23 protein-coding genes are annotated in these 23,206 nt (G+C 61.1%); 13 read left to right on the top strand and 10 right to left on the bottom strand.

The window, feature by feature from the left end:
• The first annotated feature begins 17 nt into the window (after positions 1-17).
• The 5 genes from nuoN (at position 18) to QN222_RS17095 (ending at position 4,791) form a co-directional block, all read left to right on the top strand.
• Positions 18-1,463, top strand: a complete 1,446-nt coding sequence (gene nuoN / locus QN222_RS17115) for an NADH-quinone oxidoreductase subunit NuoN (protein ID WP_180940780.1) — start codon at positions 18-20, stop codon at positions 1,461-1,463.
• Positions 1,460-2,227 carry a biotin--[acetyl-CoA-carboxylase] ligase gene (locus QN222_RS17110; RefSeq protein WP_283963086.1) on the top strand — a complete coding sequence of 256 codons (768 nt, stop codon included), beginning with the start codon at positions 1,460-1,462 and terminating at the stop codon, positions 2,225-2,227. The genes nuoN and QN222_RS17110 overlap by 4 nt, the downstream gene beginning before the upstream one ends.
• Positions 2,228-2,252: 25 nt before the next feature.
• Complete coding sequence (locus QN222_RS17105) at positions 2,253-3,920, top strand: ribonuclease J (protein WP_283963085.1); 1,668 nt, start codon at positions 2,253-2,255, stop codon at positions 3,918-3,920.
• Between the two features lie 73 nt (positions 3,921-3,993).
• Positions 3,994-4,398 carry a methylmalonyl-CoA epimerase gene (mce, locus tag QN222_RS17100; protein WP_283963084.1) on the top strand — a complete coding sequence of 135 codons (405 nt, stop codon included), beginning with the start codon at positions 3,994-3,996 and terminating at the stop codon, positions 4,396-4,398.
• 123 nt (positions 4,399-4,521) lie between these two features.
• Positions 4,522-4,791, top strand: coding sequence for a DUF1467 family protein (locus QN222_RS17095; RefSeq protein WP_283963083.1), 270 nt, complete (start codon positions 4,522-4,524; stop codon positions 4,789-4,791).
• A gap of 82 nt (positions 4,792-4,873) precedes the next feature.
• On the opposite strand, the gene QN222_RS17090 is transcribed toward QN222_RS17095, so the two are convergent.
• Positions 4,874-5,230 (bottom strand): hypothetical protein, encoded by a 357-nt coding sequence (locus QN222_RS17090; RefSeq protein ID WP_283963082.1) that lies wholly within the window; start codon positions 5,228-5,230, stop codon positions 4,874-4,876.
• A 372-nt stretch (positions 5,231-5,602) separates the two neighbouring features.
• Here QN222_RS17090 and proS point away from each other — a divergent pair, with 372 nt between their 5' ends.
• From proS to QN222_RS17075, 3 genes are read left to right on the top strand one after another with little or no spacing between them, the layout of a single operon-like run.
• Positions 5,603-6,931 carry a proline--tRNA ligase gene (gene proS, locus QN222_RS17085; RefSeq protein ID WP_283963081.1) on the top strand — a complete coding sequence of 443 codons (1,329 nt, stop codon included), beginning with the start codon at positions 5,603-5,605 and terminating at the stop codon, positions 6,929-6,931.
• Positions 6,932-6,949: 18 nt separating this feature from the next.
• The gene (locus QN222_RS17080) at positions 6,950-8,260 is read left to right on the top strand and encodes a lipoprotein-releasing ABC transporter permease subunit (RefSeq protein WP_283963080.1); all 1,311 of its coding nucleotides are present in this window, start codon (positions 6,950-6,952) and stop codon (positions 8,258-8,260) included.
• Positions 8,261-8,278: 18 nt separating this feature from the next.
• Positions 8,279-8,965: an ABC transporter ATP-binding protein gene (locus tag QN222_RS17075; RefSeq protein ID WP_153436592.1), complete on the top strand. Its 687-nt coding sequence runs from the start codon at positions 8,279-8,281 to the stop codon at positions 8,963-8,965.
• An 81-nt stretch (positions 8,966-9,046) separates the two neighbouring features.
• Here QN222_RS17075 and QN222_RS17070 read toward each other — a convergent pair whose 3' ends face one another.
• Positions 9,047-9,514, bottom strand: coding sequence for a DUF5680 domain-containing protein (locus tag QN222_RS17070; protein ID WP_283963079.1), 468 nt, complete (start codon positions 9,512-9,514; stop codon positions 9,047-9,049).
• 214 nt (positions 9,515-9,728) lie between these two features.
• Between QN222_RS17070 and QN222_RS17065 the strand changes: the two genes are divergently transcribed.
• Together QN222_RS17065 and dnaE are read left to right on the top strand one after the other, a co-directional pair.
• Entirely contained in the window at positions 9,729-9,875 is a 147-nt protein-coding gene (locus QN222_RS17065; RefSeq protein WP_283963078.1) for a hypothetical protein, read from the top strand.
• Positions 9,876-10,033: 158 nt separating this feature from the next.
• The gene (gene dnaE / locus QN222_RS17060; protein WP_283963077.1) at positions 10,034-13,528 is read left to right on the top strand and encodes a DNA polymerase III subunit alpha; all 3,495 of its coding nucleotides are present in this window, start codon (positions 10,034-10,036) and stop codon (positions 13,526-13,528) included.
• 167 nt (positions 13,529-13,695) lie between these two features.
• Here dnaE and QN222_RS17055 read toward each other — a convergent pair whose 3' ends face one another.
• Both QN222_RS17055 and QN222_RS17050 read right to left on the bottom strand, forming a co-directional pair.
• Positions 13,696-14,922 carry a L,D-transpeptidase family protein gene (locus tag QN222_RS17055; RefSeq protein WP_283963099.1) on the bottom strand — a complete coding sequence of 409 codons (1,227 nt, stop codon included), beginning with the start codon at positions 14,920-14,922 and terminating at the stop codon, positions 13,696-13,698.
• Positions 14,923-15,102: 180 nt separating this feature from the next.
• Positions 15,103-16,395 carry a DNA polymerase IV gene (locus QN222_RS17050; protein WP_283963076.1) on the bottom strand — a complete coding sequence of 431 codons (1,293 nt, stop codon included), beginning with the start codon at positions 16,393-16,395 and terminating at the stop codon, positions 15,103-15,105.
• A 75-nt stretch (positions 16,396-16,470) separates the two neighbouring features.
• Between QN222_RS17050 and QN222_RS17045 the strand changes: the two genes are divergently transcribed.
• The gene (locus QN222_RS17045) at positions 16,471-17,058 is read left to right on the top strand and encodes a GNAT family N-acetyltransferase (protein ID WP_283963075.1); all 588 of its coding nucleotides are present in this window, start codon (positions 16,471-16,473) and stop codon (positions 17,056-17,058) included.
• An 83-nt stretch (positions 17,059-17,141) separates the two neighbouring features.
• Here QN222_RS17045 and QN222_RS17040 read toward each other — a convergent pair whose 3' ends face one another.
• Both QN222_RS17040 and QN222_RS17035 read right to left on the bottom strand, forming a co-directional pair.
• Positions 17,142-17,798, bottom strand: coding sequence for a hypothetical protein (locus QN222_RS17040; RefSeq protein ID WP_283963074.1), 657 nt, complete (start codon positions 17,796-17,798; stop codon positions 17,142-17,144).
• Between the two features lie 2 nt (positions 17,799-17,800).
• Entirely contained in the window at positions 17,801-18,073 is a 273-nt protein-coding gene (locus QN222_RS17035; RefSeq protein ID WP_283963073.1) for a DUF3572 domain-containing protein, read from the bottom strand.
• 156 nt (positions 18,074-18,229) lie between these two features.
• Here QN222_RS17035 and QN222_RS17030 point away from each other — a divergent pair, with 156 nt between their 5' ends.
• Both QN222_RS17030 and QN222_RS17025 read left to right on the top strand, forming a co-directional pair.
• The gene (locus QN222_RS17030; RefSeq protein WP_037382972.1) at positions 18,230-18,601 is read left to right on the top strand and encodes a response regulator; all 372 of its coding nucleotides are present in this window, start codon (positions 18,230-18,232) and stop codon (positions 18,599-18,601) included.
• Positions 18,602-18,618: 17 nt separating this feature from the next.
• On the top strand, positions 18,619-19,986 hold the full coding sequence (locus tag QN222_RS17025) for a PleD family two-component system response regulator (RefSeq protein WP_283963072.1): 1,368 nt from the start codon (positions 18,619-18,621) through the stop codon (positions 19,984-19,986).
• Positions 19,987-20,539: 553 nt separating this feature from the next.
• On the opposite strand, the gene rpmG is transcribed toward QN222_RS17025, so the two are convergent.
• The 4 genes from rpmG to QN222_RS17005 form a co-directional block, all read right to left on the bottom strand.
• Positions 20,540-20,707 carry a 50S ribosomal protein L33 gene (gene rpmG / locus QN222_RS17020; RefSeq protein WP_153436600.1) on the bottom strand — a complete coding sequence of 56 codons (168 nt, stop codon included), beginning with the start codon at positions 20,705-20,707 and terminating at the stop codon, positions 20,540-20,542.
• Positions 20,708-20,800: 93 nt separating this feature from the next.
• Complete coding sequence (locus QN222_RS17015; RefSeq protein WP_283963071.1) at positions 20,801-21,985, bottom strand: MFS transporter; 1,185 nt, start codon at positions 21,983-21,985, stop codon at positions 20,801-20,803.
• Between the two features lie 13 nt (positions 21,986-21,998).
• Positions 21,999-22,715, bottom strand: a complete 717-nt coding sequence (locus QN222_RS17010; RefSeq protein WP_283963070.1) for an NUDIX hydrolase — start codon at positions 22,713-22,715, stop codon at positions 21,999-22,001.
• Positions 22,712-23,167 carry a DUF983 domain-containing protein gene (locus QN222_RS17005; protein ID WP_283963069.1) on the bottom strand — a complete coding sequence of 152 codons (456 nt, stop codon included), beginning with the start codon at positions 23,165-23,167 and terminating at the stop codon, positions 22,712-22,714. The genes QN222_RS17010 and QN222_RS17005 overlap by 4 nt, the downstream gene beginning before the upstream one ends.
• Positions 23,168-23,206 lie beyond the last annotated feature (39 nt).

The raw sequence follows: 23,206 nt of genomic DNA, 5'->3' as shown, positions 1-23,206 counted from the left end.
ACAGGACGTGACTGGACATGACTGCTGAAACCCTCTTTGCAAGCCTGCAACTCTCGGTTCCCGAGCTGATCCTCGCGGTCGGCGCGATGGTTCTGTTGATGATCGGCGTCTTTTCGAGCGAAAGGTCGGCCACGTCGACGGTAACCGGACTTGCCGTCGCCCTGCTGATCATTGCCGGGCTGTGGCTCGTCCTGAAGACGGGCGAGGGTGAGGCCTATGGCGGCGCCTTCCTTTCCGATCCTTTCGCCAGGTTCATGAAGGTCCTGGCCCTGATCGGCTCGATTACTGCGATGGTGATGACCGTCGGGCATGCTCGTTCGGCGCAGATCGATCGCTTCGAGTTTCCGGTTCTGTTGGTGCTGGCGACCCTCGGCATGCTGCTGATGATCTCCGCCAACGACCTGATCTCGCTCTATCTGTCGTTGGAACTGCAGTCGCTGGCGCTCTACGTCGTGGCGGCGATCAATCGTGATAGCGTCCGTTCGACCGAAGCCGGGTTGAAATACTTCGTTCTCGGCGCCCTGTCGTCGGGCATGCTGCTTTACGGCATGTCGCTGGTCTACGGCTTCACCGGTCATACCGGCTTCGACGAGATCGCCGCGGCGCTGACGGCGGAAGGCCGTTCGCTGGGCCTCGTTTTCGGCCTGGTCTTCATCCTCGCAGGCCTTGCCTTCAAGATTTCCGCAGTTCCTTTCCACATGTGGACCCCGGACGTCTATGAGGGTGCACCGACGCCGGTTACCGCCTTCTTCGCAGCCGCACCGAAGGTGGCGGCGATGTCGATCCTCGTCCGCATCGTCATCAACGCCTTCGAACCGGTGGTGGCGGACTGGCAGCAGATCGTCGTCTTCATCTCGATCGCTTCCATGCTGCTCGGTGCTTTCGCGGCAATCGGCCAGAGGAACATCAAGCGGCTGATGGCCTATTCCTCGATCGGTCATATGGGTTATGCCCTGGTCGGTCTTGCGGCCGGCTCGATGGCCGGGGTGCGCGGCGTGATCCTCTATATGCTGATCTACATGATCATGACGCTCGGCACCTTCGCCTGCATTCTGGCGATGCGCCGCAAGGAAGGCGAGTACGTCGAGAATATCGATGACCTTGCCGGCCTCTCGCAGACCAATCCGTTCATGGCGTCGGTTCTGACGGTCCTGATGTTCTCGCTGGCAGGCATCCCGCCGCTTGCAGGTTTCTTCGCGAAGTATTTCGTGTTCGTCGCCGCAATCGAAGCGCATCTCTACGCGCTCGCGATCATCGGCGTGCTCGCGTCCGTCGTCGGTGCCTATTATTACCTGCGGGTCATCAAGGTCATGTGGTTCGATGAGGCCAAGGGTGAATTCGCGCGCACTGCCGGCGAGCTGCGTCTTGTCTTCGGCCTCTCCGGTCTGTTCGTTCTCGGATACGTGCTGATCGGCGGACCGCTCGGAAGCGCCGCGGAAGCTGCGGCCCGGACCTTCTTTTGACCGGCGGGAAGGGCGGCGGCCGGATTTCGCCTGACGATTTCCGGCACGTCGCGCTCGCCGAGACCGTCTCGACCAACAGCGAGTGCCTGGCGAAGGCGCGCGAAGGTGATCCGGGCAACCTCTGGATCACTGCCGGGCGCCAGACGGGCGGCCGCGGCCGTCGAGGCCGTGCATGGGTTTCCGAACCCGGCAACCTCTACGCATCGCTGCTTCTCATCGATCCGGCGCCGATCGCGCGCTTGCATTCCCTGCCACTTGCCGTCGCGGTGGCCGCGCATCGCGCGATCCGGACCGTGATGCCGCCGGCCGCAGCGCCGGTTGAGATCAAGTGGCCGAATGACATCCTCGTCGATGGCAAGAAGGTATGCGGCATTCTTCTTGAGGGAGAGGAGCTCGCCGATGGCCGCCGGGCACTGGTCATCGGCATCGGGGTGAATGTCGGTGTCGCGCCGGAGGGAGCCCTCTATCCCGCGACATCTCTTCGCCGTGAAGGGGCGTCGGCGTCGCCGGAAGAACTGTTTGCACACCTTTTTCTCGCGGTGGCCGAGGTGCTCGCGCTCTGGGATCACGGGGCGGGCGTCGCCAGGGTCATCGAGCTCTGGCGTTCGGCGGCGCGCGGGATCGGCGAGACGATCACCGTCAACCTTCCGGATCGGTCGCTTTCGGGCCGCTTTGCCGGTATTGATCAGGACGGCCGGTTGTTGCTCGACACGGGCGCCGGCACGCAGCAGGCGATTGCCGCCGGTGATGTATTTTTTGGATGATTGAAGAATAGGGGCGCGCAAAGATATGGCGCAGGAAGAAGAACTGGTGTTCTTGCCGCTCGGCGGCGTCGGCGAAATAGGCATGAACCTTGGCCTTTATGGCTACGGCCGGCCGGGCAACCGCCAGTGGATCATGTTCGATTGCGGCGTGACGTTTCCCGGTCCGGAATTGCCCGGCGTCGAACTGGTCTTGCCGGATATCGCTTTCCTTGCTGAGGAGCGCCGCAATCTGAAGGCGATCATCATCACGCATGCGCATGAAGACCACTATGGTGCGCTGAACGACCTTTGGCCAGGTCTCAACGTTCCCGTCTATGCCTCGCCCTTTACAGCCGGCATGCTTGAGGCCAAGCGTGATTTCGAAAAGAGCCGCGGCGAAATTCCGATCACGATCTTCAAGCAGGGAGACCGGATCAATATCGGCCCCTTCAGCATCGAGGCAGTCGGGGTCAACCATTCGATCCCCGAGCCGATGTCACTCGTTATCCGAACGGCGCTCGGCACCGTTGTGCACACGGGCGACTGGAAGATCGATCTCGAGCCGTCGCTCGGACCGATCACGGACGAGGCGCGTTTCCGCCAGATCGGTGAGGAAGGGGTGTTGGCGCTCGTCTGCGACTCCACCAACGCACTTCGCGATGGCGTTTCGCCTTCCGAACGGCAGGTTTCCGAAAGCCTGGCCAAGATCATCGCCGATGCCGAGGGGCGTGTCGGCATCACCACGTTCTCCTCGAATGTCGGCCGCATTCGCTCCGTTGCCGAAGCGGCGGAGGCCGCGGGCAGGGAGGTTCTTCTGCTCGGCAGTTCGATGAAACGCGTGGTGGACGTGGCGAGGGACCTCGGCCTGATGGAAGGGCTGAAGCCGTTTCTGGCGGAGGACGAGTTCGGCTATATTCCACGCGACAAGGTCGTCGTGATCCTGACCGGCAGCCAAGGTGAGCCGCGGGCAGCGCTCGCCAAGATCGCCCGGGATGAGATGCGCAATGTGGCGTTTTCCGCTGGTGACACGATCGTCTTTTCGTCGCGCACCATTCCGGGCAACGAGAAGGCGATCAACGATATCAAGAATGGTCTGATCGAGCAGGGCATTCACATCATCACTGACAGCGAGGCGCTGGTGCATGTTTCCGGCCACCCGCGGCGTAATGAGTTGCAGCAGATGTACCAGTGGGTCAAGCCGCAGATCGTCGTGCCCGTCCACGGCGAGGCAGCCCACCTGACGGCACACGCCGAACTGGCGCTGCATTCCGGAATCGCCAGTGTGCCGCGGCTGCGCAATGGTGAGATGCTGCGCCTGGCGCCCGGCCCTGCGGAAGTGATCGACGAGGCGCCGCACGGTCGCATCTACAAGGACGGGACGCTGATCGGCGACTTCGACGAGATGGGCATCGGCGAGCGGCGCAAGCTCTCCTTTGCCGGCCACGTCTCGGTCAATGTCGTGCTCGACAACCGCTATGATTTCCTCGGTGATCCGGTCGTCGTACCGATTGGACTCCCGGAATTCGACGACGAGGGCGAGGATATGAGCGATACGCTCTACGACGCCGTGCTCGGCGCGGTGGAAAGCATTCCTCGGGCAAAGCGCAAGGACCTCGCCATGCTGCAGGAAGCGGTTCGCCGCGCCGTGCGCAGTACCTCCAATCAGGTGTGGGGCAAGAAGCCGGTGGTCACAGTCTTTGTTACGAAGGTCTGATTTTCTCACCTGAAGACGCGACGTAAACCAGTACAGAGCTTCGGCCTTGGTCTTCGAGAGAAGGGAGCATTCGATGCTGGGCAGGGTAAATCATGTGGCGATCGCCGTGCCGGATTTGGCCGCGGCGGCTGAGAGCTATCGTACAACGCTTGGTGCGAACGTCACCGAGCCGCAGGCGCTTCCCGAACACGGTGTTACGGTCGTGTTCGTAGCGCTCCCGAACACGAAGGTAGAACTGCTGGAACCGCTGGGCGAGGCATCCCCGATCGCCGCCTTCCTTTCGAAAAATCCCGCCGGCGGCATGCACCACATTTGTTATGAAGTGGCAGACATCATAGCGGCTCGCGACCGGTTGAAGGCGGCTGGCGCGCGGGTGCTCGGCGATGGAACCCCGAAAATCGGCGCCCATGGCAAACCGGTCCTGTTCCTGCACCCCAAGGACTTCCAGGGCACCCTGATCGAACTGGAAGAGGTGTGACAGTCGGGCGCGGTGCAGTCATTTGCCGGTTGGGCTGAGTGGCGCTATAAGGCGGACGCGCTGGCCTTGCGATAAGACGTGCGGCGCTGCAGGCCCATCCAGCGATATGACTTGAGACCCGAAATGTCCGCTTTTTCGACCCTTGCCATCTACTTCATCATCTGGTGGTTGACGCTTTTTGCCGTTCTGCCGCTCGGAGTGCGGACGCAGGCGGAGGAGAACGATGTCGTTCCCGGCAGCGTCGAAAGCGCTCCGGCGCGGTTTCGTGCATTGCGCGTCGTGCTGCTGACGACTGTCATCGCTGCTGCCATTCATCTCGGTTGGTATGTCGTTTCGGTCAAACTCGGATACGGGATCGATTCCATCCCGCGCTTCGCACCGAAATTTTACTGAACGGCTGCCACGCCCTACAACGCCGCGCGTCTATCAGACGCGCAAGCACGCTGTCGCACCTTGATTTTCTGATGAGCAAAAATCATGCCAGCGGGCGAAAGCCCATCGCCGAAGGCGCAGCCGAATGATGTCTTTTGTGGTTCCAAAGGGCATGCACCCCGGCGTTCGCGCGGGAACCTCGGCTCCAATCAAAAATTCTCGACTTGACAGCCGGAGAATTGACATATTTCAAGAGTGCTTCGGTAAAGAAAAAATCGCGAAAAAGCAAAAAAAAACAAGGCGTAAAGCCTTGTTTTCTAAGTTTCGCGTGATCTTTAATCCGTTTCCGGCGGCAGCGAACGAGCGCGCCTAAGATCTTATCCTCCCAAGACTTGACCGCGAATTTCGGCAAGAATTTGGTCTTCTTGCCTGTTTTGTGAGCCGAAATTAGCTCAAACATTGGGCGCTGTCATCTGCTTTTTTTGCATTTTTGCTACAGTCTGGCAATTTTTTTCCGTTGACAGGAGCCGCCCTTGTCCTGTTACTTCCGTGCTCTTTTGACGCAGGCTAACGCCGCGCAGTTCCTGTCAAATGCCATCTATTATGTAGCTTTCTTCCCGCGACTGCAGGGTTTTCATCCGCGCGCGAAGCGGTTATGAACGCTGAGCTCGAAATGCTTTCCGCCGGCCGTGTCGGGGGAGAAATTCAAGAGTACGATCTCAGTAAGGCAAAGCCGTTTCTCCCCGCTCCGGCGAAGACGGCTGCCGAAGCACAACGTCATTTCGCCCGAATCCGCCGATAGTGCGAAGTCCACCAAGTTCTGGAACCTGTCATGCGCCTGTCCCGCTTTTTCATGCCCATCTTGAAGGAAAATCCGAAGGAAGCGGAAATCGTTTCCCACCGCCTCATGCTGCGGACGGGCATGATCCGCCAGCAATCTGCCGGCATCTACACATGGCTGCCGCTTGGCAAGCGCGTGCTCGACAAGGTCAACGCGATCATTCGCGAAGAACAGAACCGTTCGGGCGCGATCGAGCTCCTGATGCCGACGCTGCAGTCGGCGGAGTTGTGGCAGGAGAGCGGACGCTACGACGCGTACGGCAAGGAGATGCTGCGCATCAAGGATCGGCAGGACCGGCCGATGCTCTACGGCCCGACGAACGAGGAGATGATCACGGACGTTTTCCGCTCCTACGTGAAGTCCTATCGTGACCTGCCGCTCAATCTCTATCATATTCAGTTGAAGTTCCGTGACGAGATCCGTCCGCGCTTCGGCACGATGCGCTCGCGCGAGTTCCTGATGAAGGACGCCTATTCCTTCGATCTTGATCGGGAAGGGGCGGAGCATGCCTACAACCGGATGTTCGCCGCTTATTTGCGCACCTTTGCCCGCATGGGCCTGCGCGCCATCCCGATGCGCGCCGATACCGGTCCGATCGGCGGCAATCTCAGCCACGAGTTCATCATCCTTGCCGATACCGGTGAGTCCGAAGTCTTCTGCCACAAGGACTTCCTCGGTTTCGACATTCCGGGAGAGGATACCAATTTCGATGATGTCGCCGGCCTGAAGGCGATCTTCGAGAAGTGGACGTCGCGTTATGCGGCGACCTCGGAAATGCACGACGAAGCGGCCTTTAACGCTGTTCCCGAGGGCGAGCGCCTGTCGGCGCGCGGCATCGAGGTCGGCCACATCTTCTACTTCGGCACCAAATATTCCGAAGCGATGGGTGCGAAGGTGCTCGGGCCCGACGGCAAGGAGCATACCGTGCACATGGGCTCCTACGGCATCGGCCCGACCCGTTTGGTGCCCGCGATCATCGAGGCGTCGCACGACGATAACGGCATCATCTGGCCGAAGTCGATCGCCCCGTTCGATGTCGTCGTCATCAACATGAAAGCGGGTGATGCCGCTTGCGATGCGGCCAGCGGCACGCTCTATTCGGGACTCGGGAAGGCTGGATTCGACGTGCTTCTGGACGATACCGATGATCGCGCCGGCGCGAAGTTTGCGACCGCCGACCTTATTGGTGTTCCGGTTCAGATCATCGTCGGACCGCGTTCGGTTGCGAACGGCGAAGTCGAGGTCAAGGACCGCAAGACCGGCGAGCGCGAGACGATGACGATCGAAGCCGCGATCAACAAGCTGGCTGCGACGAGATAAAGGACGAAGGAAGCGAAGATGGCTGCGGCGACGGAAGACCAGGTGCAGGCTGCCGCTCAGTCCAGGGTGCCTTCCAGCCGTCCCTTTTCCGCGTTCGAGCGTATGGTGGCCTGGCGCTACCTGCGCTCGCGACGGAAGGAAGCCTTCATCTCGGTCATCGCCGGCTTTTCCTTCATCGGCATCATGCTGGGTGTCGCGACGCTGATCATCGTCATGGCGGTGATGAACGGATTCCGCACCGAACTCATTTCCCGCATCCTCGGCATGAACGGTCATATCATCGTGCAGCCGCTCGACGGCCCGCTGACCAACTATGCCGAGCTGGCCACCAAGTTTTCGGCGGTGCCGGGTGTGACCATGGCGATCCCGATGGTCGAGGGACAGGTTCTGGCACAAGGCTACGGTGACGCGTCGACAGGCGCCCTCGTTCGAGGCGTCCGTGCCGACGACCTCTCGAAGCTGAAATCCATCTCCGAGCACATTCAATCCGGCGATCTGGTCGGCTTTGCATCCGGCAGCGGTGTCGCAATCGGTTCGCGCATGGCCGAACAACTGGGGATCCGTGTCGGCGGCACGATCACGCTGACCTCGCCGAATGGCGATGTGACACCCATGGGCATGAATCCGCGTGTCAAGGCCTATACCGTCTCGGCGATCTTCGAAATCGGCATGTCGGAATATGACGCAACGATCGTCTTCATGCCGCTCGAGGAGGCGCAGCTCTACTTCAATGCCGAGGGCCTCGTCCAATCGATCGAAATATTCGCCGAGCATCCGGACGCCGTCGATGCCCTGCGCAAGCCTATTGAGGATGCGGCCGGCCGGCAGATCTTCATCACCGACTGGCGCGATCGCAACAAGACCTTCTTCTCCGCACTCGAGGTCGAGCGCAACGTGATGTTCATGATCCTGACACTGATCGTGCTGGTGGCGGCCTTGAACATCATTTCCGGCCTCATCATGCTGGTGAAGGACAAGGGCAGCGACATCGCGATCCTCCGAACGATGGGCGCGACGTCCGGATCGGTAATGCGCATCTTCTTCATGACCGGGGCCGCCATCGGGGTTGCCGGCACGATCGCCGGCGTGCTCCTCGGCGTCGTCGTTTGCCTCAATATCGAATCGATTCGCCAGTTCTTCTCGTGGGTCTCGGGGACGACGCTCTTCAATCCGGAGCTCTATTTCCTGAGCCAGCTTCCCGCCGATATGAATGCGGACGAAACGATCGCCGTCGTCGTCATGGCGATTGCCCTTTCCTTCCTTGCCACGATCTTCCCGGCTTGGCGTGCCTCGCGCCTCGATCCGGTGCAGGCCCTGCGGTACGAATAACAAGGACAAGAACGCAAAATGAATGCGCGTGTGGCACTGCAGCTCTCCGGCATCGAGCGGCACTACGGCGAGGGCGACACCTACCTGCCGATCCTCAAGGGGGTAGATTTCACGCTGCGAAGCGGCGAGACCGTCGCGCTCGTGGCGCCCTCCGGGACCGGCAAGTCGACGCTCCTGCATGTCGCCGGCCTGCTCGAGCACCCGGACGCGGGCGAAGTCGTCGTGAACGGCTTGGCTTGCAACGGGCTCAGCGATGACCGGCGCACGGCGATCCGGCGCAAGGAGATCGGTTTCGTCTATCAGTTCCATCATCTCTTGCCGGAATTCTCCGCGCTGGAGAACATCATGATGCCGCAGCTGATTGCCGGCCTTCCGAAGGCAGAAGCAGCAGAGAGAGCGGCCGCCTTGCTCGACTATATGCGCATCGGCCACCGTGGCAGCCATCGGCCGGCCGAGCTCTCAGGGGGTGAGCAGCAGCGTGTCGCCATCGCCCGCGCCGTGGCCAATGCGCCGCTCGTTCTCCTGGCCGATGAGCCGACCGGCAATCTCGATCCCGAGACCGCCGGCTATGTGTTCGAGGCGATGGAGGCGCTGGCGCGCCAGTCGGGCCTTGCGGCACTGATTGCGACGCACAACCACGAACTCGCTTCCCTCATGGACCGCCGTGTAACGATCGAGGACGGAAAGGTCGTCGAACTGAAGTAGCCTCGAGGCGCCGCCGCTTCGCGGCGATCAGAAGTGCCATGGCGCGCGTTGCGATCTGAAAAGATGCTCGCTGCGGTGGCGTCAAGGGACCATGAGCCCGCCGCGATAATCGAGCTCATAAGCTTCTTCGCCATCGACGAAAATGACCTCACGCCCGGAAAAGTGGTTGGTCCCGCCGCGGCTGCTGTCGATGTAGCAGCCATAGGCGTGCTGGTATTCCATGCCGCCGAGGAAATGGCGCTTGTCGTGGTACATCGTCTGCAATGCCGCCTTGATGACGGCGCCCGCCCGTCGCGCATCGATCAGGTCCGGACGGGTGATGCGGCCGAAATAATTCATCGCCCAGCGCGGTTTGCCATCGTGCCAAACCGCTTCCTGACCGGCAAAATCCGTTCCACCGAAATAGCTGTCGAGATAACGCCACGCACCGCGCTGGTGCCCAATATCGCGCGCGCCGGGCCTGCTGGCGGGAAGTGCCGCGCCGTCGCCGGCATAGGTCTTCGATTTCGCCTCGACGATAAAGTCGGTGAGTTCCTCGATGCTGAACATGAGCGTCCTCCCATTGCTCACAGAGGATGGCGCAACATCATCAGGCTGTAAAGAACAAAAAGAGAACAAACGCTCATTTGACGCCCCGGTTCGCGTCGGACCTGAACGGAGGCGGTCCCGGCGCCTTCAGTTCGGCCGCATCACAGTTTCACACCCCGCGTGGACTGCCGGGTATTAACCATGAGCGTTGAATTGCGGGATCTTTTATGCGGCCTTGCTTGACTATGGAACAAAAAAAGAACAAAAGAAAAACAATAGCGGAAAGGAGCCAATTATGACTGATTTCGTTCGTGATCTCGCCGCCTTCGCCTCCATGAGCCTGTTCATCGCCAGCATCTCGGTGATTGCGCTCGGATTGTGATCCTTCTGCGCCGGAGCGGCTTCGCAGGGCGTGGCCGCGTCGGATCTGTGCTACCTCCGGTGCAATGTTGAAAAAGACGGCGGTCCCAGCCGTTGCGCTGGACATCAAGGACCGGAAACGGGATATCCTCTGCTCCGAACGGGAATCGGAGTGCAACGATGGCGAATGACGTGAGCCTTGGGCAGGGCGCAACTGCGACGGATCCTCAGTTCGTACACTTGCGTGTGCATTCGGCCTTCTCGCTGCTCGAGGGCGCGCTGCCGCTGAAGAAAGTCATCGGCAAGGCTGTAGCGGATGAGCAGCCGGCCATCGGTATTGCCGATACCAACAATCTCTTTGCCGCGCTCGAATTTTCACAGAAGGCGGCGGATGACGGCTTGCAGCCGATCATTGGCTGTCAGTTGTCAATCGACATGGAAGACGAGGCGGAGGCCGAACGGCGCGGTCATCATCATCAGCTTGCGAAGCTGCCGTCGCTCGTGCTGATCGCCGCCACCGACGCTGGTTATGTCCGGCTCGTCGACCTCGTCAGCCGCGCCTATCTCGACGGCGAGGGCAGCCAGGCGGCGCGAATAACGCGGTCATGGCTTGCTGAGGGCGGGACGGATGGCCTGATCGCGCTGACGGGGGCGGCGAGCGGCCCGATCGACATCGCATTGAAGGCGGGCTCGCCGGTTCTGGCCGAGACCCGTTTGAAGGCGCTGATCGAGCTCTTCGGCGACCGGCTTTATCTGGAACTGCAGCGGCACGGCAACTATGACCGGCGGCACGAGAGCCGCATGGTCGAACTCGCCTATCGCTTTGATGTGCCGCTGGTGGCGACCAACGAGGCGTTCTTTCCCGCGCCGGCTGACTATGACGCGCACGACGCTCTGATGGCGGTCGCGCACAACGCGATGGTTTCGGATGACAGCCGTTTCCGGCTGACTCCGGACCACTATCTGAAGAGCCGCAAGGAGATGGCGGCGCTCTTCGCCGATCTTCCGGAAGCCCTGGAGAACACGATCGAGATCGCTCGGCGCTGCTCCTTCATGCTGAAGACGCGCGGGCCGATCCTGCCGCGTTTTACCGGCGCTTCGGGGGACCAGGAGGAAGCAGAGCGTGCGGAAGCTGCGGAGCTTCGTCGGCAGGCGGAGGAGGGGCTGGAGCATCGCCTGGCGAAGCTCGGCATGGCGCCCGGCTACAAGGAAGAGGATTATCGCGAGCGGCTGGCCTTCGAACTCGGCGTCATCGAACGGATGAAGTTCCCGGGCTACTTCCTGATCGTTTCCGACTTCATCAAATGGGCCAAGCAGCATGACATACCCGTCGGCCCTGGCCGCGGCTCCGGTGCGGGATCGCTCGTTGCCTATGCGCTGACGATCACCGACGTCGATCCGATGCGTTTCTCGCTGCTGTTCGAGCGCTTCCTCAACCCCGAACGTGTGTCGATGCCGGACTTCGATATCGACTTCTGCCAGGACCGGCGTGAAGAGGTCATCCGCTACGTCCAGGCCAAATACGGCCGCGAGCAGGTGGCGCAGATCATCACCTTCGGATCGCTGCAGGCGCGTGCGGCGCTGCGCGATGTCGGTCGCGTGCTCGAAATGCCCTATGGCCAGGTCGACAAGATCTGCAAGCTCGTGCCGAACAATCCCGCCAATCCGACGCCGCTTTCGAAAGCGATCGAGGAGGAGCCGCGGCTGCAGGAGGAGGCGGAGAAGGAGCCGGTGGTGGCTCGCCTTCTCGATATCGCCCAGAAGATCGAGGGCCTCTACCGCCATGCCTCGACCCACGCCGCCGGCATCGTCATCGGCGATCGACCGCTCTCGAAGCTGGTGCCGATGTACCGCGATCCGCGCTCGGACATGCCGGTCACCCAGTTCAACATGAAATGGGTGGAGCAGGCTGGTCTCGTCAAATTCGACTTCCTCGGCCTGAAAACGCTGACAGTGCTGAAGACCGCGGTCGACTTTGTCGCCAAGCGCGGAATTCATATCGATCTTGCGAGCATTCCTCTCGACGATGCGAAGACCTACGAGATGCTTTCCCGCGGCGAGACGGTCGGCGTGTTCCAGGTGGAAAGCGCGGGCATGCGCAAGGCGCTGATCGGCATGCGCCCGGACTGCATCGAGGACATCATCGCCCTCGTTGCGCTCTACCGCCCGGGCCCGATGGAAAACATCCCGGTCTATAACGCCCGCAAGCACGGCGAGGAAGAGATCGAGTCGATTCACCCGAAGATCGATTATCTGCTGAAGGAGACGCAGGGTGTTATCGTCTACCAGGAGCAGGTGATGCAGATCGCCCAGGTGCTGTCGGGCTACTCGCTCGGCGAGGCCGATCTGTTGCGCCGCGCCATGGGTAAGAAGATCAAGGAGGAGATGGACAAGCAGCGCGCCCGCTTCGTCGAAGGTGCGATCAAGAACGAAGTGTCGAAACCCCAGGCCGACCTGATCTTCGACCTGCTTGCGAAGTTCGCCAATTACGGCTTCAACAAGTCGCACGCGGCCGCCTACGCCATCGTCTCCTACCAGACCGCCTATATGAAGGCGCATCATCCGGTCGAGTTCCTCGCTGCGTCGATGACGCTCGATATGTCCAACACGGAAAAGATCAACGATTTCCGCCAGGACGCCATGCGCCTTGGCATCGAAGTGATCGCGCCGTCGGTACAGACCTCCTTCCGCCATTTCGAGACCGGCGACAACCGCATCTATTATTCGCTTGCCGCCATCAAAGGGGTCGGTGATTCGGCCGTCGAGCACATCGTTGCCGTTCGCGGCGAGCGGCCCTTCGCGAGCCTCGAGGATCTCTGTCTCCGGATCGACCCGAAGCTCCTGAACAGGCGGGTTTTCGAGAGCCTGATCGCCGCCGGCGCATTTGATTGCTTCGGCTACGACCGGGCCGAACTCATAGGCGGTCTCGACCGGGTTCTGGGCTTTGCCCAGCGTGCGCAAGAAAACAAGGTGAGCGGCCAGAGCGATATGTTCGGTGCCGGCGCCGCCACGGGACCGGAGAAGATCGCGCTGCCGGCCTACACGCCTTGGCTCGCCTCCGAGAAGCTGCATCGGGAGTTCCAGGTGCTCGGCTTCTATCTTTCGGCCCACCCGCTCGACACCTACAACAAGTTGCTGGCGAAGATGCGCGTGCAGGCGTTTGCCGATTTCGCCGCCGCCGTGAAGCAGGGGGCGACCGCCGGCCGTCTGGCGGGAACGGTGACTTCGAAGCAGGAGCGCAAGACGCGCACCGGCAACAAGATGGGGATTGTCGCCTTTTCCGATGCGTCGGGCCAGTTCGAGGCCGTTCTCTTCTCGGAGATGTTGAACCAGTATCGCGACCTCCTGGAGCCGGGCAAGTCGCTGGTCATGACGGTAGCCGCCGAGGAGCGGCCGGAGGGCATCGGCCTTCGCATTCAGACTTTGCGATCTCTCGAAGAGGAATCGCTGCAGATGCAGAAGGCGTTGCGGGTTTTTGTGCGGGACGCCGGTCCGCTGCGCTCGATCGCCTCCCATCTCAACTCAAAGGGCGACGGTCTCGTTTCCTTCGTGGTCATCAAGGAAAACGGCCAGCGGGAGATCGAGGTCGAACTCAACGAGAAATACCGGATTTCACCTGAGATCGCCGCGGCGATGCGCTCGGCTCCCGGCGTTGTCGACGTCGAGCTTGTCTAGAGCATCCCGCTTTCAAGTGGAATCATTGAAAGCGGATAAGATGCTCTAGAATCAAAGTTCGAGAGCGTCCTTTGTGCGTTCATTTGAACGCACGGCGCGAGAGCAATTCCAGGAAAAGCGTGTAACGGCTTTCTCTGTCCGGGATTCGAGGACCCGAGCTGGGGCCGTCAGCGCGGCCAGGAACGTGTGATGGTGATGAAATCCGTTCCCTCGCCGGTTTCCTGCCCGCTCTCCGCATCGGAGATCGACAAGGACGATCCGTCGACGAGAAGACCTGCGATCCGCGCCCGCACGTCGGCGGGCACGGTGAGCCGGTCCAGCGTCGCTTGAAGCGCATTGGACACCGAAGCATCAGCGTCGACGGCAATGCCGAGACGTTCTTTCATCGATGCCGGAAGGTGATTCTCCAGGGAGACGCCAAACCATTTGCCGGTGCCGCTTGCTCCGTCGTGATCCTGGAACTGCAGGAAATGCGTTCCCAATGCAGCTTGCGGCTGCTCGATGTCGACCTCGGCCGAGAAGAGCGGTTGGAAACGCTGACGCACGAGAAGGACGCCGTTCGACGGCCTTTCGCGGCCGCCTTTGCGGAACACTTTGTCGATCAGGTCCGGCGTTATTTTCCCGTCAGGTGCAAGCCCCTCGGCGGACTGGAAGGCGCGTACGGCGTCAAGCGTGGCGGGGCCGGTCCAGCCATCCGGGACGCCGGCATCAAAGCCGAGGCTGCTGAGCAGCATCTGTAGCTCACGGATCGTGTCGCGCGCGCTCCGTCGGGTGATCAAGATGCGGATCGGCGCCGGCGATTGGCTGGAAGCGGTCGGCACGGAAGCCGTCTTGATCATTGCCACTTCGAGCGGATTGGTTTCTTTCTGGCTGAGCGCCGGACGCAGGGGAACGTCGGAGAGGGGCGCCGGCTTTACCTCAAGCGCTTGATTCGGTTGGAACAACATGGCGCTCGAAATCTCGGTCGGAACCACCTGTCGATCCGATATCAGGACGTGCATTCCGTGCCGGGTCATCTTGAACAGATTCGCGGCAAATTTGCTGGGCAAACGCACGCAACCGTGCGAGGCCGGGTATTTCGGTACGTGGCCCGAGCCATGAAGCGCAATTCCGGACCAGGTCAGTCGTTGCATGAACGGCATCGGCGCGTTCGAATAGATGTTGGATTTGTGGTGGCGGCGTTTTTCGAGAATCGAGAAAATACCCGTCGGCGTCGAATGGCCGGCTTTGCCGGTCGATACCTTCGACGTGGCTATGACGGCATTGCCGTCGTAGACGACGATCGATTGCTGCTGCGTCGAGACGATCACCTGCAGCGGTGCATTGCTGGCTGCAATGGCGGACGACGCCGACGCCAGCAGGAGGACGAACCCGCCTCCGAGAGTGAAACGCAAAACCATACTCTCATTCCAACGCGAGACCTGTCGAGCGAGCGTATCCGCCAATATTTAAGGAATTCAATCACTGCGAGCGGGCCTGCAGCGCCCATGCGTCTTTCAGACCCACAAAGGTCGCTGCAGCACTTTGCATTGCTGCATGTTTCGGCTCCGATTTAAGGAAACAGGCGGTCCGCGCTATTGATCGCGACGTCGGTGACCGAAGGTGTAGCCGGTCTCGACGGTCGTCTTGCCGAACTTGTCGCGCAGCTTGTTGATGGCGTCTTCGGCGGCCGCGCGCCTCGTCGCCGCCGGATCCACCAGATCCGGCGGGTCGGCAAGTCCGGGATCGGACAGGTCGCTGACGCCGATGCCAATCAGCCTGTATCGCGTGCCGTCAAGTTCCCTTTCCAGAAGCTGGAGGCCGGTGCGGAAGATACGATCCGCCAGACGTGTCGGGCTGTCGAGACGCCGATTGCGCGTGCGAAGCTTGAAGTCGGCGGTCTTGAGCTTGAGGACGACGGTTTGTCCGGCAAGCTCTGCCTTGCGCAGCCGCAGTGCCACCTGTTCGCTGAGCCGCCTCAGATGCGGCACCAGTTCTTCCGGGCGTGAGAGGTCGTCGTTGAACGTGTTTTCCGACGACACGCTCTTGGCTTCTCCGTCCGTCTCCACGGTCCGCTCGTCCTGGCCGCGCGACAGGCGGTAGAGCCTTTGGCCCATCGTGCCGTAGCGGCGCATCAGGTCGGCCTCCTCCATCATCTGCAATTGGCCGATCGTGCGGATGCCGTCGCGTTCGAGTGTCGCGGCAAAGGCCTTGCCGACGCCCCAGATCAGCGTCACCGGACGCTCCTTCAGGAAGTCGACGGCCTCGGCCTGACCGATAACGGAAAATCCTCGCGGCTTCTGCAGGTCGGAGGCGACCTTGGCGAGGAACTTGCAGTAGGACAGACCGACCGAGACGGTGATGCCGATCTCCTGCTCCACGCGCTTGGCAAGTCGGGCGAGTGTTCGGGCCGGCGGATCATGATGAAGCCGCTCGGTGCCGCTGAGATCGAGGAAGGCTTCGTCGATCGACAGTGGCTGCACAAGCGGCGTCAGTTCCAGCATCAGCGACCGCACCTCACGTCCGACGCGCGAATATTTCTCCATGTTAGGCTTGATTACGACCGCCTGCGGACAGGCTTCGAGCGCCTTGAACATCGGCATGGCGGAGCGGACACCGTGAATGCGGGCGATGTAGCAGGCGGTCGAAACGACGCCGCGTTTGCCGCCGCCGATGATCACCGGCTTGTCGGCAAGCTCCGGATCGTCACGTTTCTCGATCGAGGCATAGAAGGCGTCGCAGTCGATATGCGCGAGCGTCAGTTTGTAGAGTTCGGAGTGGCGAAGAAGCCGCGGGCTGCCGCAGGAGGAGCACCGTCGCGCCCCGGCAGCCTGCTCCTTGAGGCAGTCTCGGCAGAAGCCAGGAATCGATGCAGCGCTGTCGGGCATATCCGGAACAAATGTTGAACGCGGCGACTTTACGCTCTACGCTACTGAGTCTCAAGGCGGAGATCGGAGGCCGTTTTGGATATCACCCTTGAATTCGAACCGGTCACCGCGCGGCGCTGGCCGGACTTCGAGCAGCTCTTCGGCCGACAGGGCGCCTTCTGCGGCTGCTGGTGCGTCGCCCTGCGATTGCCGCACGCGATCCGCACCCGCATGTCCTCCGACGAGCGCAAGGGCTTCATCAAAGATCGGATCGCAACCGGACCACCACCTGGCATCCTCGGATATTACGAGGGCGCGCCGGTCGCCTGGGTACAGGTGGGCCCGCGCCATGACGTCCCGCAATTCAATTCGCCGCGCACGGTCTCGCGACCGCTTGACGATCATGAGGCCGAGGATCCATCGGTTTGGGCGCTGAGTTGCCTGTTCCTTCTGCCGCGCCTGCGCGGCAACGGCTTGAGCCATTGCCTGCTTGGCGCGGCGATCGACCACGCGCGGGCCGGGCATGCCCGCTTTCTCGACGCATGCCCGATCGACGACGCCAAGCAATCGAAGTCCGCGACGCTCTGCATCGGCTCCACGGCGATCTTTGACGGTGCCGGTTTCGAGACCGTTGCGCGGCGCAAGGACGGCAGACCACTGATGCGATTGGATTTGAGCCGATGAGCATAGTCGCTGCAAATCAGCGTGCATTGGCTTCGGCGGGCGACGCAGTGACGGCGCATCGACAGAGCCGCTTGAAGCGCGGCTCAGCTCCGTGGCGCCCAGCGTTGGAAGTGACCGCGGATCAGTGGCGCGGCCTCCGCCCAATCCGTAGCCGCATGGATGCCAAGACCGGGCACCGGGGCGAGAGCGCGAAATTCTGCATTCGCCATCAGGTTTATGAGAAGACAGGAAGGTGCGTGATCTCTTACCGAGTGGAGATTGCGCAGAATGTCGTCGATGAAGACAACAGGGAGTTCCCGGCCGCCGTGCAGCTGCTCGACAAGCGGGCCCTTGGGCTCCTCGGAGGCGAGCAGCGGATAGGGGAGGCCGACGGCGTCGAGCAGCGCGCGCCGTCTGGCCGCGTGCCGCGGTGGCATCGCGGTCAGAAACACGATGTCCGCCTCGGTGGAGAGTTCCGCAAGCGTCTTGACCACCTGCGCGGCCGGTGTCTGCCACTGCTCCTGCGCATCGTAGAAGGCGTCGAGCAGCGCCTGCACAGCGGCGTCGCCCGCTGCTTCGCCGTTTTTGAGATCGATGATGTTGCCGGTCAGGCGGAAAGAACGGGGCAACAGTCTGTGCTGTCGGCTTTCGAGGAAGAGTTTGAACGGTGTCAGAAACTCAAGGACGACTTCATCGACATCGCTGACGATCAGGGGCCTGTGCCCCAGACGGACGACGTCTTCGGGCCGGTCGGCGGCCATGCTCAACTGTCCTCGAAGTCCGACGCACCGGAGAGTAGGTGGTGCGCCCGGACAACCTCCTCCGGCCGCGTTTGCGTCGCAGTGCAAAAAGCCATCAGTGTCGGTTCGTGGTCCATCAGGAAAGCAATCAAGCCGCCCATGAAACCCGGCTCGCCGATTGCCGTGCGCAGTGAATCGGGATCGGTGCCGGTCAGGGCGAGGAAACGGGACAGAAGTTCCGGTTCGTTGGCGAGCCAAGCGAGGATGGCGATTGCTGTTTCGTCGGCGCTCTTCATGGTGTCGAACCTCTCGTCATCTTTCGCCCGAAATTACCTATTTTTCAACCAAATAGCGCTAGCCTTGCGACTGAGGAAATGGGCCGAGTCGTTGATTATGCAACATATATGCCCTCAGTGGACTTGCAAGGCGGCGGCGGACAGCAAGGTATCGACATGCCCAAACAGGTGATGATTGTTGAGGACAACGAGCTGAATATGAAGCTCTTCCGCGACCTGATTGAGGCCTCCGGCTATCAGACGATCCAGACGCGTAACGGCATGGAGGCGCTCGAGCTTGCGCGCAAGCACCGGCCTGACCTCATCCTGATGGACATCCAGTTGCCCGAGGTTTCCGGCTTGGAAGTCACGAAGTGGCTCAAGGAAGACGATGAGCTTCACGTCATTCCGGTCATCGCCGTGACCGCATTCGCCATGAAGGGCGATGAGGAGCGTATTCGCCAGGGCGGTTGCGAGGCCTATGTGTCCAAACCGATTTCGGTTCCGAAATTCATCGAAACAATCAAGACCTATCTGGGCGATGCCTGAGCGCCGGGAAAATTGAGATGACAGCGCGTATCCTCGTCGTCGATGACGTACCAGCCAATGTGAAGCTCCTGGAGGCGCGGCTGCTGGCGGAATATTTCGACGTCTTGACGGCTGGGGACGGGCAATCGGCCTTGGCGATCTGCGAAAAGACGCCCGTGGACCTGGTGCTGCTCGATATCATGATGCCGGGCATGGATGGGTTCGAGGTCTGCGAGAGGCTGAAGGCGAACAGCCGTACTGCGCATATTCCGGTGGTCATGGTGACGGCGCTCGACCAGCCTTCCGATCGTGTGCGTGGACTGAAGGCCGGGGCCGACGACTTCCTCACCAAGCCGGTCAACGACCTGCAACTGATGTCGCGCGTCAAAAGCCTGGTGCGGTTGAAGAATGTCAGCGACGAATTGCGCCTTCGCGCGCAAACGGCACATACGATCGGCCTGCAGGACCTCGCCCGCCCGGATCGCCCAGACGAGCCTGGCAACATTCTGCTGGTCGACGCGCGCGCCTCGTCCCAGGAGCGGCTTCTGCGCGCGCTGAAACCGATCGCCGACGTCTCGGTGATATCGGATCCTCAGGCGGCCTTGTTCGAGGCGGCCGAAAGCAATTTCGACCTCGTCATCGTCAACGCGAACTTCGACGACTACGATCCGCTGCGCCTGTGCTCGCAACTGCGTTCGCTGGAGCGCACACGCTTCATACCGATCCTGCTGGTCACCGAGCAGGGGCGTGACGAGATGGTCGTGCGCGCGCTCGAGCTTGGCGTAACGGACTATGTCATGCGGCCGGTCGATCCCAATGAGCTTGTGGCTCGCTCGCTGACTCAGATCCGCCGGAAACATTGCAATGACCGGCTGCGGGCGAGCGTCCAACAGACGATCGAGCTGGCGATCACCGACGATCTCACCGGCCTGCACAATCGCCGCTACCTGGACAATCATCTGAAGCTGCTGATGGACCGCGCCGCGGCCCGCGGTCGGCCGCTTTCCATCTGCATTACCGATATCGACCGCTTCAAACACATCAACGATACCTATGGCCACGACGCGGGCGACGAGGTCTTGCGCGAGTTTGCCAACCGCGTGCGTGCGACTGTCCGGGGTGCGGATCTCGCATGCCGGTTTGGTGGCGAGGAATTCGTGATCGTCATGCCGGACACGACCCCGGAAATGGCGGCAATCGTCGCCGAACGCCTTCGTCTGATGGTTGAGAGCCGAGCGTTCGCTATTCCCCAGGCTGATACGGTTCATTCCGTCACGGCCTCCCTCGGCATCTCCAGCCTGAGAGCGGAGGGCGACACGCCCGAAGCGTTGTTGAAGCGCGCCGATATGGCGCTCTATCAGGCCAAAAACAACGGGCGCAACAGGGTTGTGGCGACAGCCGCCTAACCTTGTGGGCAGCAAGTAAAGCGGTCACTCGACCGCGATTAGAATGCTCTTTTCAGGCTCTTGTTAAGTTTCTTTAAAGTTGTATTCTCCGCTGCGTCGCTGGTGCTGGGGCAAAGCATTTCCATAAGCGGCAGATTCGGCATTGTCCGAATATGAGACAGAATTAACCAAACGCCGAGCAACCTTGCTCCGGCGATTAAGAATTCGTTGATTTTTTTTTATTTTCAGGCAATGCTGATAAGCATGGAAGTGTGACTTCCATCACCAATCGGTTACCCCATGATGCTCAGGTCCGCCGCATCTCCTGGGTCGTGGGGTCGGTCGGCTGGTTCTCGATGCTCGCGGATTCCTCGTGCCGCAGTCGGAAGCCAGCCGACCCCCTTTCAAAACGCCGCTTCGCAAGAGGCGGCGTTTTTCGTTTCAGTTCAGCAAGATAGAGCTGCTCGGCGTTGCGGTTGGCGCCCTTTTTTGGAGCAGCCGTTGAAGACAACGAGCCAAAGAAAAAGCGCCGGACCTCGCGGCCCGGCGCTTTAAACAGACAGAAACGCTGATCTTACTTGATCTTGGTTTCCTTGAACTCGACGTGCTTCTTTGCAATCGGGTCGTACTTGGTCTTCGTCATCTTTTCCGTCATCGTACGGCTGTTCTTGGTGGTGACGTAGAAGAAACCCGTGTCGGCCGTCGACAGCAGCTTGATCTTGATGGTGGTAGCTTTCGCCATGGTCGTCCTGCCTTTATAAAAATGAAAGCCGTGGACAACCGGTTGCGGGCCACGGTCAAGGTTGGCGCGAAACTACAAATCGCGACCGAAAAGTCAAGACCGTTTTGGTTTCAAAACGATCCGGACCACCGAAAGCGCAACATAAAGCCCGAAGAATGCCGCGATCGCCCAGGCAAAACCGCTGTTGCCGGTAACGTCCATTGCGGCGCCGATCACCTGCGGGCCGGCAACGGTGCCGACGGCGTAGGAGAAAACGAACGCCGCGTTGGCTGCCGCAAGATCGGCGCCCTGAAGCCGGGAACCCAGATGGCTCAGACCAACTGTGTAGAGGCCCGAAACGCATCCGCCCCAGAACAACAGCACAAGGGCCATCAGGACCCAGTTTTCGACCAGCATCGGGAGACAGAGGGCGCCGATGAGGCCGATCAGCGTCATCGCCGAGAGGAGTGTCCGGCGGTCCTTCACGCGGTCGGAAAGCATCCCCAGCGGAATCTGGAAGATGAAGTTCCCGATTCCCATCACCGTCAGCAGCAGCGCCGCCTGCGATTCGGTAAAGCCTGCCCGCGTGCCGAAGATCGGGAACAGCGAGAGACCGCCCGATTCGACCGCGCCGAAAATGAAGACGGCCGCGGTTGCCGTGGGCACGAGGAACACATAGCGCATGAAATGGCGCTCGGGTTTCTCGTCGAGAACCGGACTTTCGTTGCGCGCCAGATAGATCGGTATGGCCGCAAGCAGGATCACGCCCGCGCCAACGGCGAAGGGCAATATGCCCTCGCTACCGAGAATCGAAAAGAGCAGGGGACCGCTCGCGAAACCGAGCGAAAGCACGGTGCCGTAGATACCGAGTACGAAACCGCGCCGGTTTGGAGGCGCCGTCGCGTTGATCCAGAATTCCGAGAGGATGAAAAGGACGGTGATCGCGCCGTGAAAGACGACACGCAAGGGGAACCAAAGCCAGAAATTCGTGATGTAGTAAAAGCCGAGCGCGCTCGCTGCGGCAAACACTATCGCCAGGAGCATTGTTGGCGCGACGCCATGACGGTGCGCGAACTTCGTCGTAAACGGGGCGGCCGCCATGGAAGCGAAGCCGGCCATTGCCGAGTTGAACCCAATCAGCGTCGAGGGGATTCCGCGCTTCTCCATGATGATGCTGAGCAGCGGCAGCCCCAGTCCGATGGCAATGCCGACCGCCGTGATTGCAGCAACGGCCGCAATCAGCGAAAGCCAGTGAATTTCGTCAACCGGTGCAGGCGTACCGGACGGCGGCTTTGACATTCGAAAAGAACCCTTAGAGGAGCATGCGGACGAAGCGCCCACGGCGCATGAAGTAAAACGGCACTGACCTTTCACGAGGAAGGGAGGAATCCGATTCGAGGCTGCTCCTCAGGTCCGCAAGGATCGTGGCGGTGATCTCCGGTATTTGGAGGGGTGGAAGGTTGTTCACATCGATCCACTGCAAATCCTGAAGCTCCCGGCTTTCCAGAATCATCGAAGCGTCGATGTCGGCCTCATCTGCGAAAACCGCGAAGAAACGTGTGTCGAACCGCCTCGAGTGTCCCGGAGGGGTAATGGCCCGAGCCATATAGCGTAAGTTTGCAAGATCGGGAAGGAAGGGAAGTCCGCCACTCGGTTCGAGGGCTGGCTTGCCGACGCGGACGCCGGCCTCCTCATAAAGCTCCCGCAAGGCGGCCAGAGCAAGCGCCCGCGCCCGTGCATCGGTCAGCGGCCGCCCTTCGACCGACTTCAGCAATTGCAGAACGGCGGGATGGAGATCGCCTGCAAAAGCCAGCCGATGGTCGGATGGATCGCGCCGGCCGCCGGGGAATACATAGAGGTCGGGCATGAAGGCATGGGCGCTGTGGCGCTTTCCCATCAGCACGCGAACGCGCGCGTCGGACCGGTCGAGGACCATGATGGAAGCGGCGTCCCGCGGCCTTACGGGCCGGCTCCCAGGGGCGGGGGATTGCGGCGAAGCTGCGCTGCCATCGCGGCGCTCCGACGTCATGCCGAGGCGTCTCGCGGCGGAAGGACGTCTTCCGGAGCAGCCTCCTTGCCGCCGAAACCATGCATCTTCAGGGCCCATTGCAGTCCAATGACGGCACCCTTGACCGGCTGCAGCAGTGCAACGGAGCTGACAAGCGTGACCGGTGCCCAGATCGCCAGATGCTGCCAGGTGGAAAGCGGCAGCACGAGGTCGGTCATCATATAGCCGGCGAGCACGGCGTGGCCGACGATCGTGACGACGATATAAGGCGGAAAGTCATCGGCGCGATGGTGATCCATGCGCTCGCCGCACGCAGCACAGGAATCGACAGACTTGATGAAGGCCCGGAAAAGGCGCGCATCGCCACAGGCAGGGCAGCGGCCGATCAGGCCGCGCTTGATCGAGCGCATGACGGGACGGTCTTCGTCCTTCATTCCCCCAAGACGTAGCTCGTCGGTGGCCGCAGTCTTCATACCGATATCCTTCATGTCCGACACCGCATCCCTGTCGGC

The sequence above is a fragment of the Sinorhizobium sp. 6-70 genome, from assembly GCF_030124375.1.
Classification (GTDB): Bacteria; Pseudomonadota; Alphaproteobacteria; order Rhizobiales; family Rhizobiaceae; genus Sinorhizobium.
This window is presented reverse-complemented; position numbering and strand designations above follow the sequence as displayed.

What these genes read in the sequence shown, in the direction of transcription:
- QN222_RS17015 (WP_283963071.1), bottom strand. Translation starts at nt 21,985, where the DNA reads ATGTCAAAGCCGCCGTCCGGTACGCCTGCACCGGTTGACGAAATTCAC.
- QN222_RS17025 (WP_283963072.1), top strand. Translation starts at nt 18,619, where the DNA reads ATGACAGCGCGTATCCTCGTCGTCGATGACGTACCAGCCAATGTGAAG.
- QN222_RS17040 (WP_283963074.1), bottom strand. Translation starts at nt 17,798, where the DNA reads ATGGCCGCCGACCGGCCCGAAGACGTCGTCCGTCTGGGGCACAGGCCC.
- rpmG (WP_153436600.1), bottom strand. Translation starts at nt 20,707, where the DNA reads ATGGCGAAAGCTACCACCATCAAGATCAAGCTGCTGTCGACGGCCGAC.
- QN222_RS17095 (WP_283963083.1), top strand. Translation starts at nt 4,522, where the DNA reads ATGTCCGCTTTTTCGACCCTTGCCATCTACTTCATCATCTGGTGGTTG.
- dnaE (WP_283963077.1), top strand. Translation starts at nt 10,034, where the DNA reads ATGGCGAATGACGTGAGCCTTGGGCAGGGCGCAACTGCGACGGATCCT.
- QN222_RS17035 (WP_283963073.1), bottom strand. Translation starts at nt 18,073, where the DNA reads ATGAAGAGCGCCGACGAAACAGCAATCGCCATCCTCGCTTGGCTCGCC.
- QN222_RS17030 (WP_037382972.1), top strand. Translation starts at nt 18,230, where the DNA reads ATGCCCAAACAGGTGATGATTGTTGAGGACAACGAGCTGAATATGAAG.
- QN222_RS17090 (WP_283963082.1), bottom strand. Translation starts at nt 5,230, where the DNA reads ATGTTTGAGCTAATTTCGGCTCACAAAACAGGCAAGAAGACCAAATTC.
- mce (WP_283963084.1), top strand. Translation starts at nt 3,994, where the DNA reads ATGCTGGGCAGGGTAAATCATGTGGCGATCGCCGTGCCGGATTTGGCC.
- QN222_RS17005 (WP_283963069.1), bottom strand. Translation starts at nt 23,167, where the DNA reads ATGAAGACTGCGGCCACCGACGAGCTACGTCTTGGGGGAATGAAGGAC.
- QN222_RS17105 (WP_283963085.1), top strand. Translation starts at nt 2,253, where the DNA reads ATGGCGCAGGAAGAAGAACTGGTGTTCTTGCCGCTCGGCGGCGTCGGC.
- QN222_RS17010 (WP_283963070.1), bottom strand. Translation starts at nt 22,715, where the DNA reads ATGACGTCGGAGCGCCGCGATGGCAGCGCAGCTTCGCCGCAATCCCCC.
- QN222_RS17050 (WP_283963076.1), bottom strand. Translation starts at nt 16,395, where the DNA reads ATGCCCGACAGCGCTGCATCGATTCCTGGCTTCTGCCGAGACTGCCTC.
- nuoN (WP_180940780.1), top strand. Translation starts at nt 18, where the DNA reads ATGACTGCTGAAACCCTCTTTGCAAGCCTGCAACTCTCGGTTCCCGAG.
- QN222_RS17075 (WP_153436592.1), top strand. Translation starts at nt 8,279, where the DNA reads ATGAATGCGCGTGTGGCACTGCAGCTCTCCGGCATCGAGCGGCACTAC.
- QN222_RS17070 (WP_283963079.1), bottom strand. Translation starts at nt 9,514, where the DNA reads ATGTTCAGCATCGAGGAACTCACCGACTTTATCGTCGAGGCGAAATCG.
- proS (WP_283963081.1), top strand. Translation starts at nt 5,603, where the DNA reads ATGCGCCTGTCCCGCTTTTTCATGCCCATCTTGAAGGAAAATCCGAAG.
- QN222_RS17080 (WP_283963080.1), top strand. Translation starts at nt 6,950, where the DNA reads ATGGCTGCGGCGACGGAAGACCAGGTGCAGGCTGCCGCTCAGTCCAGG.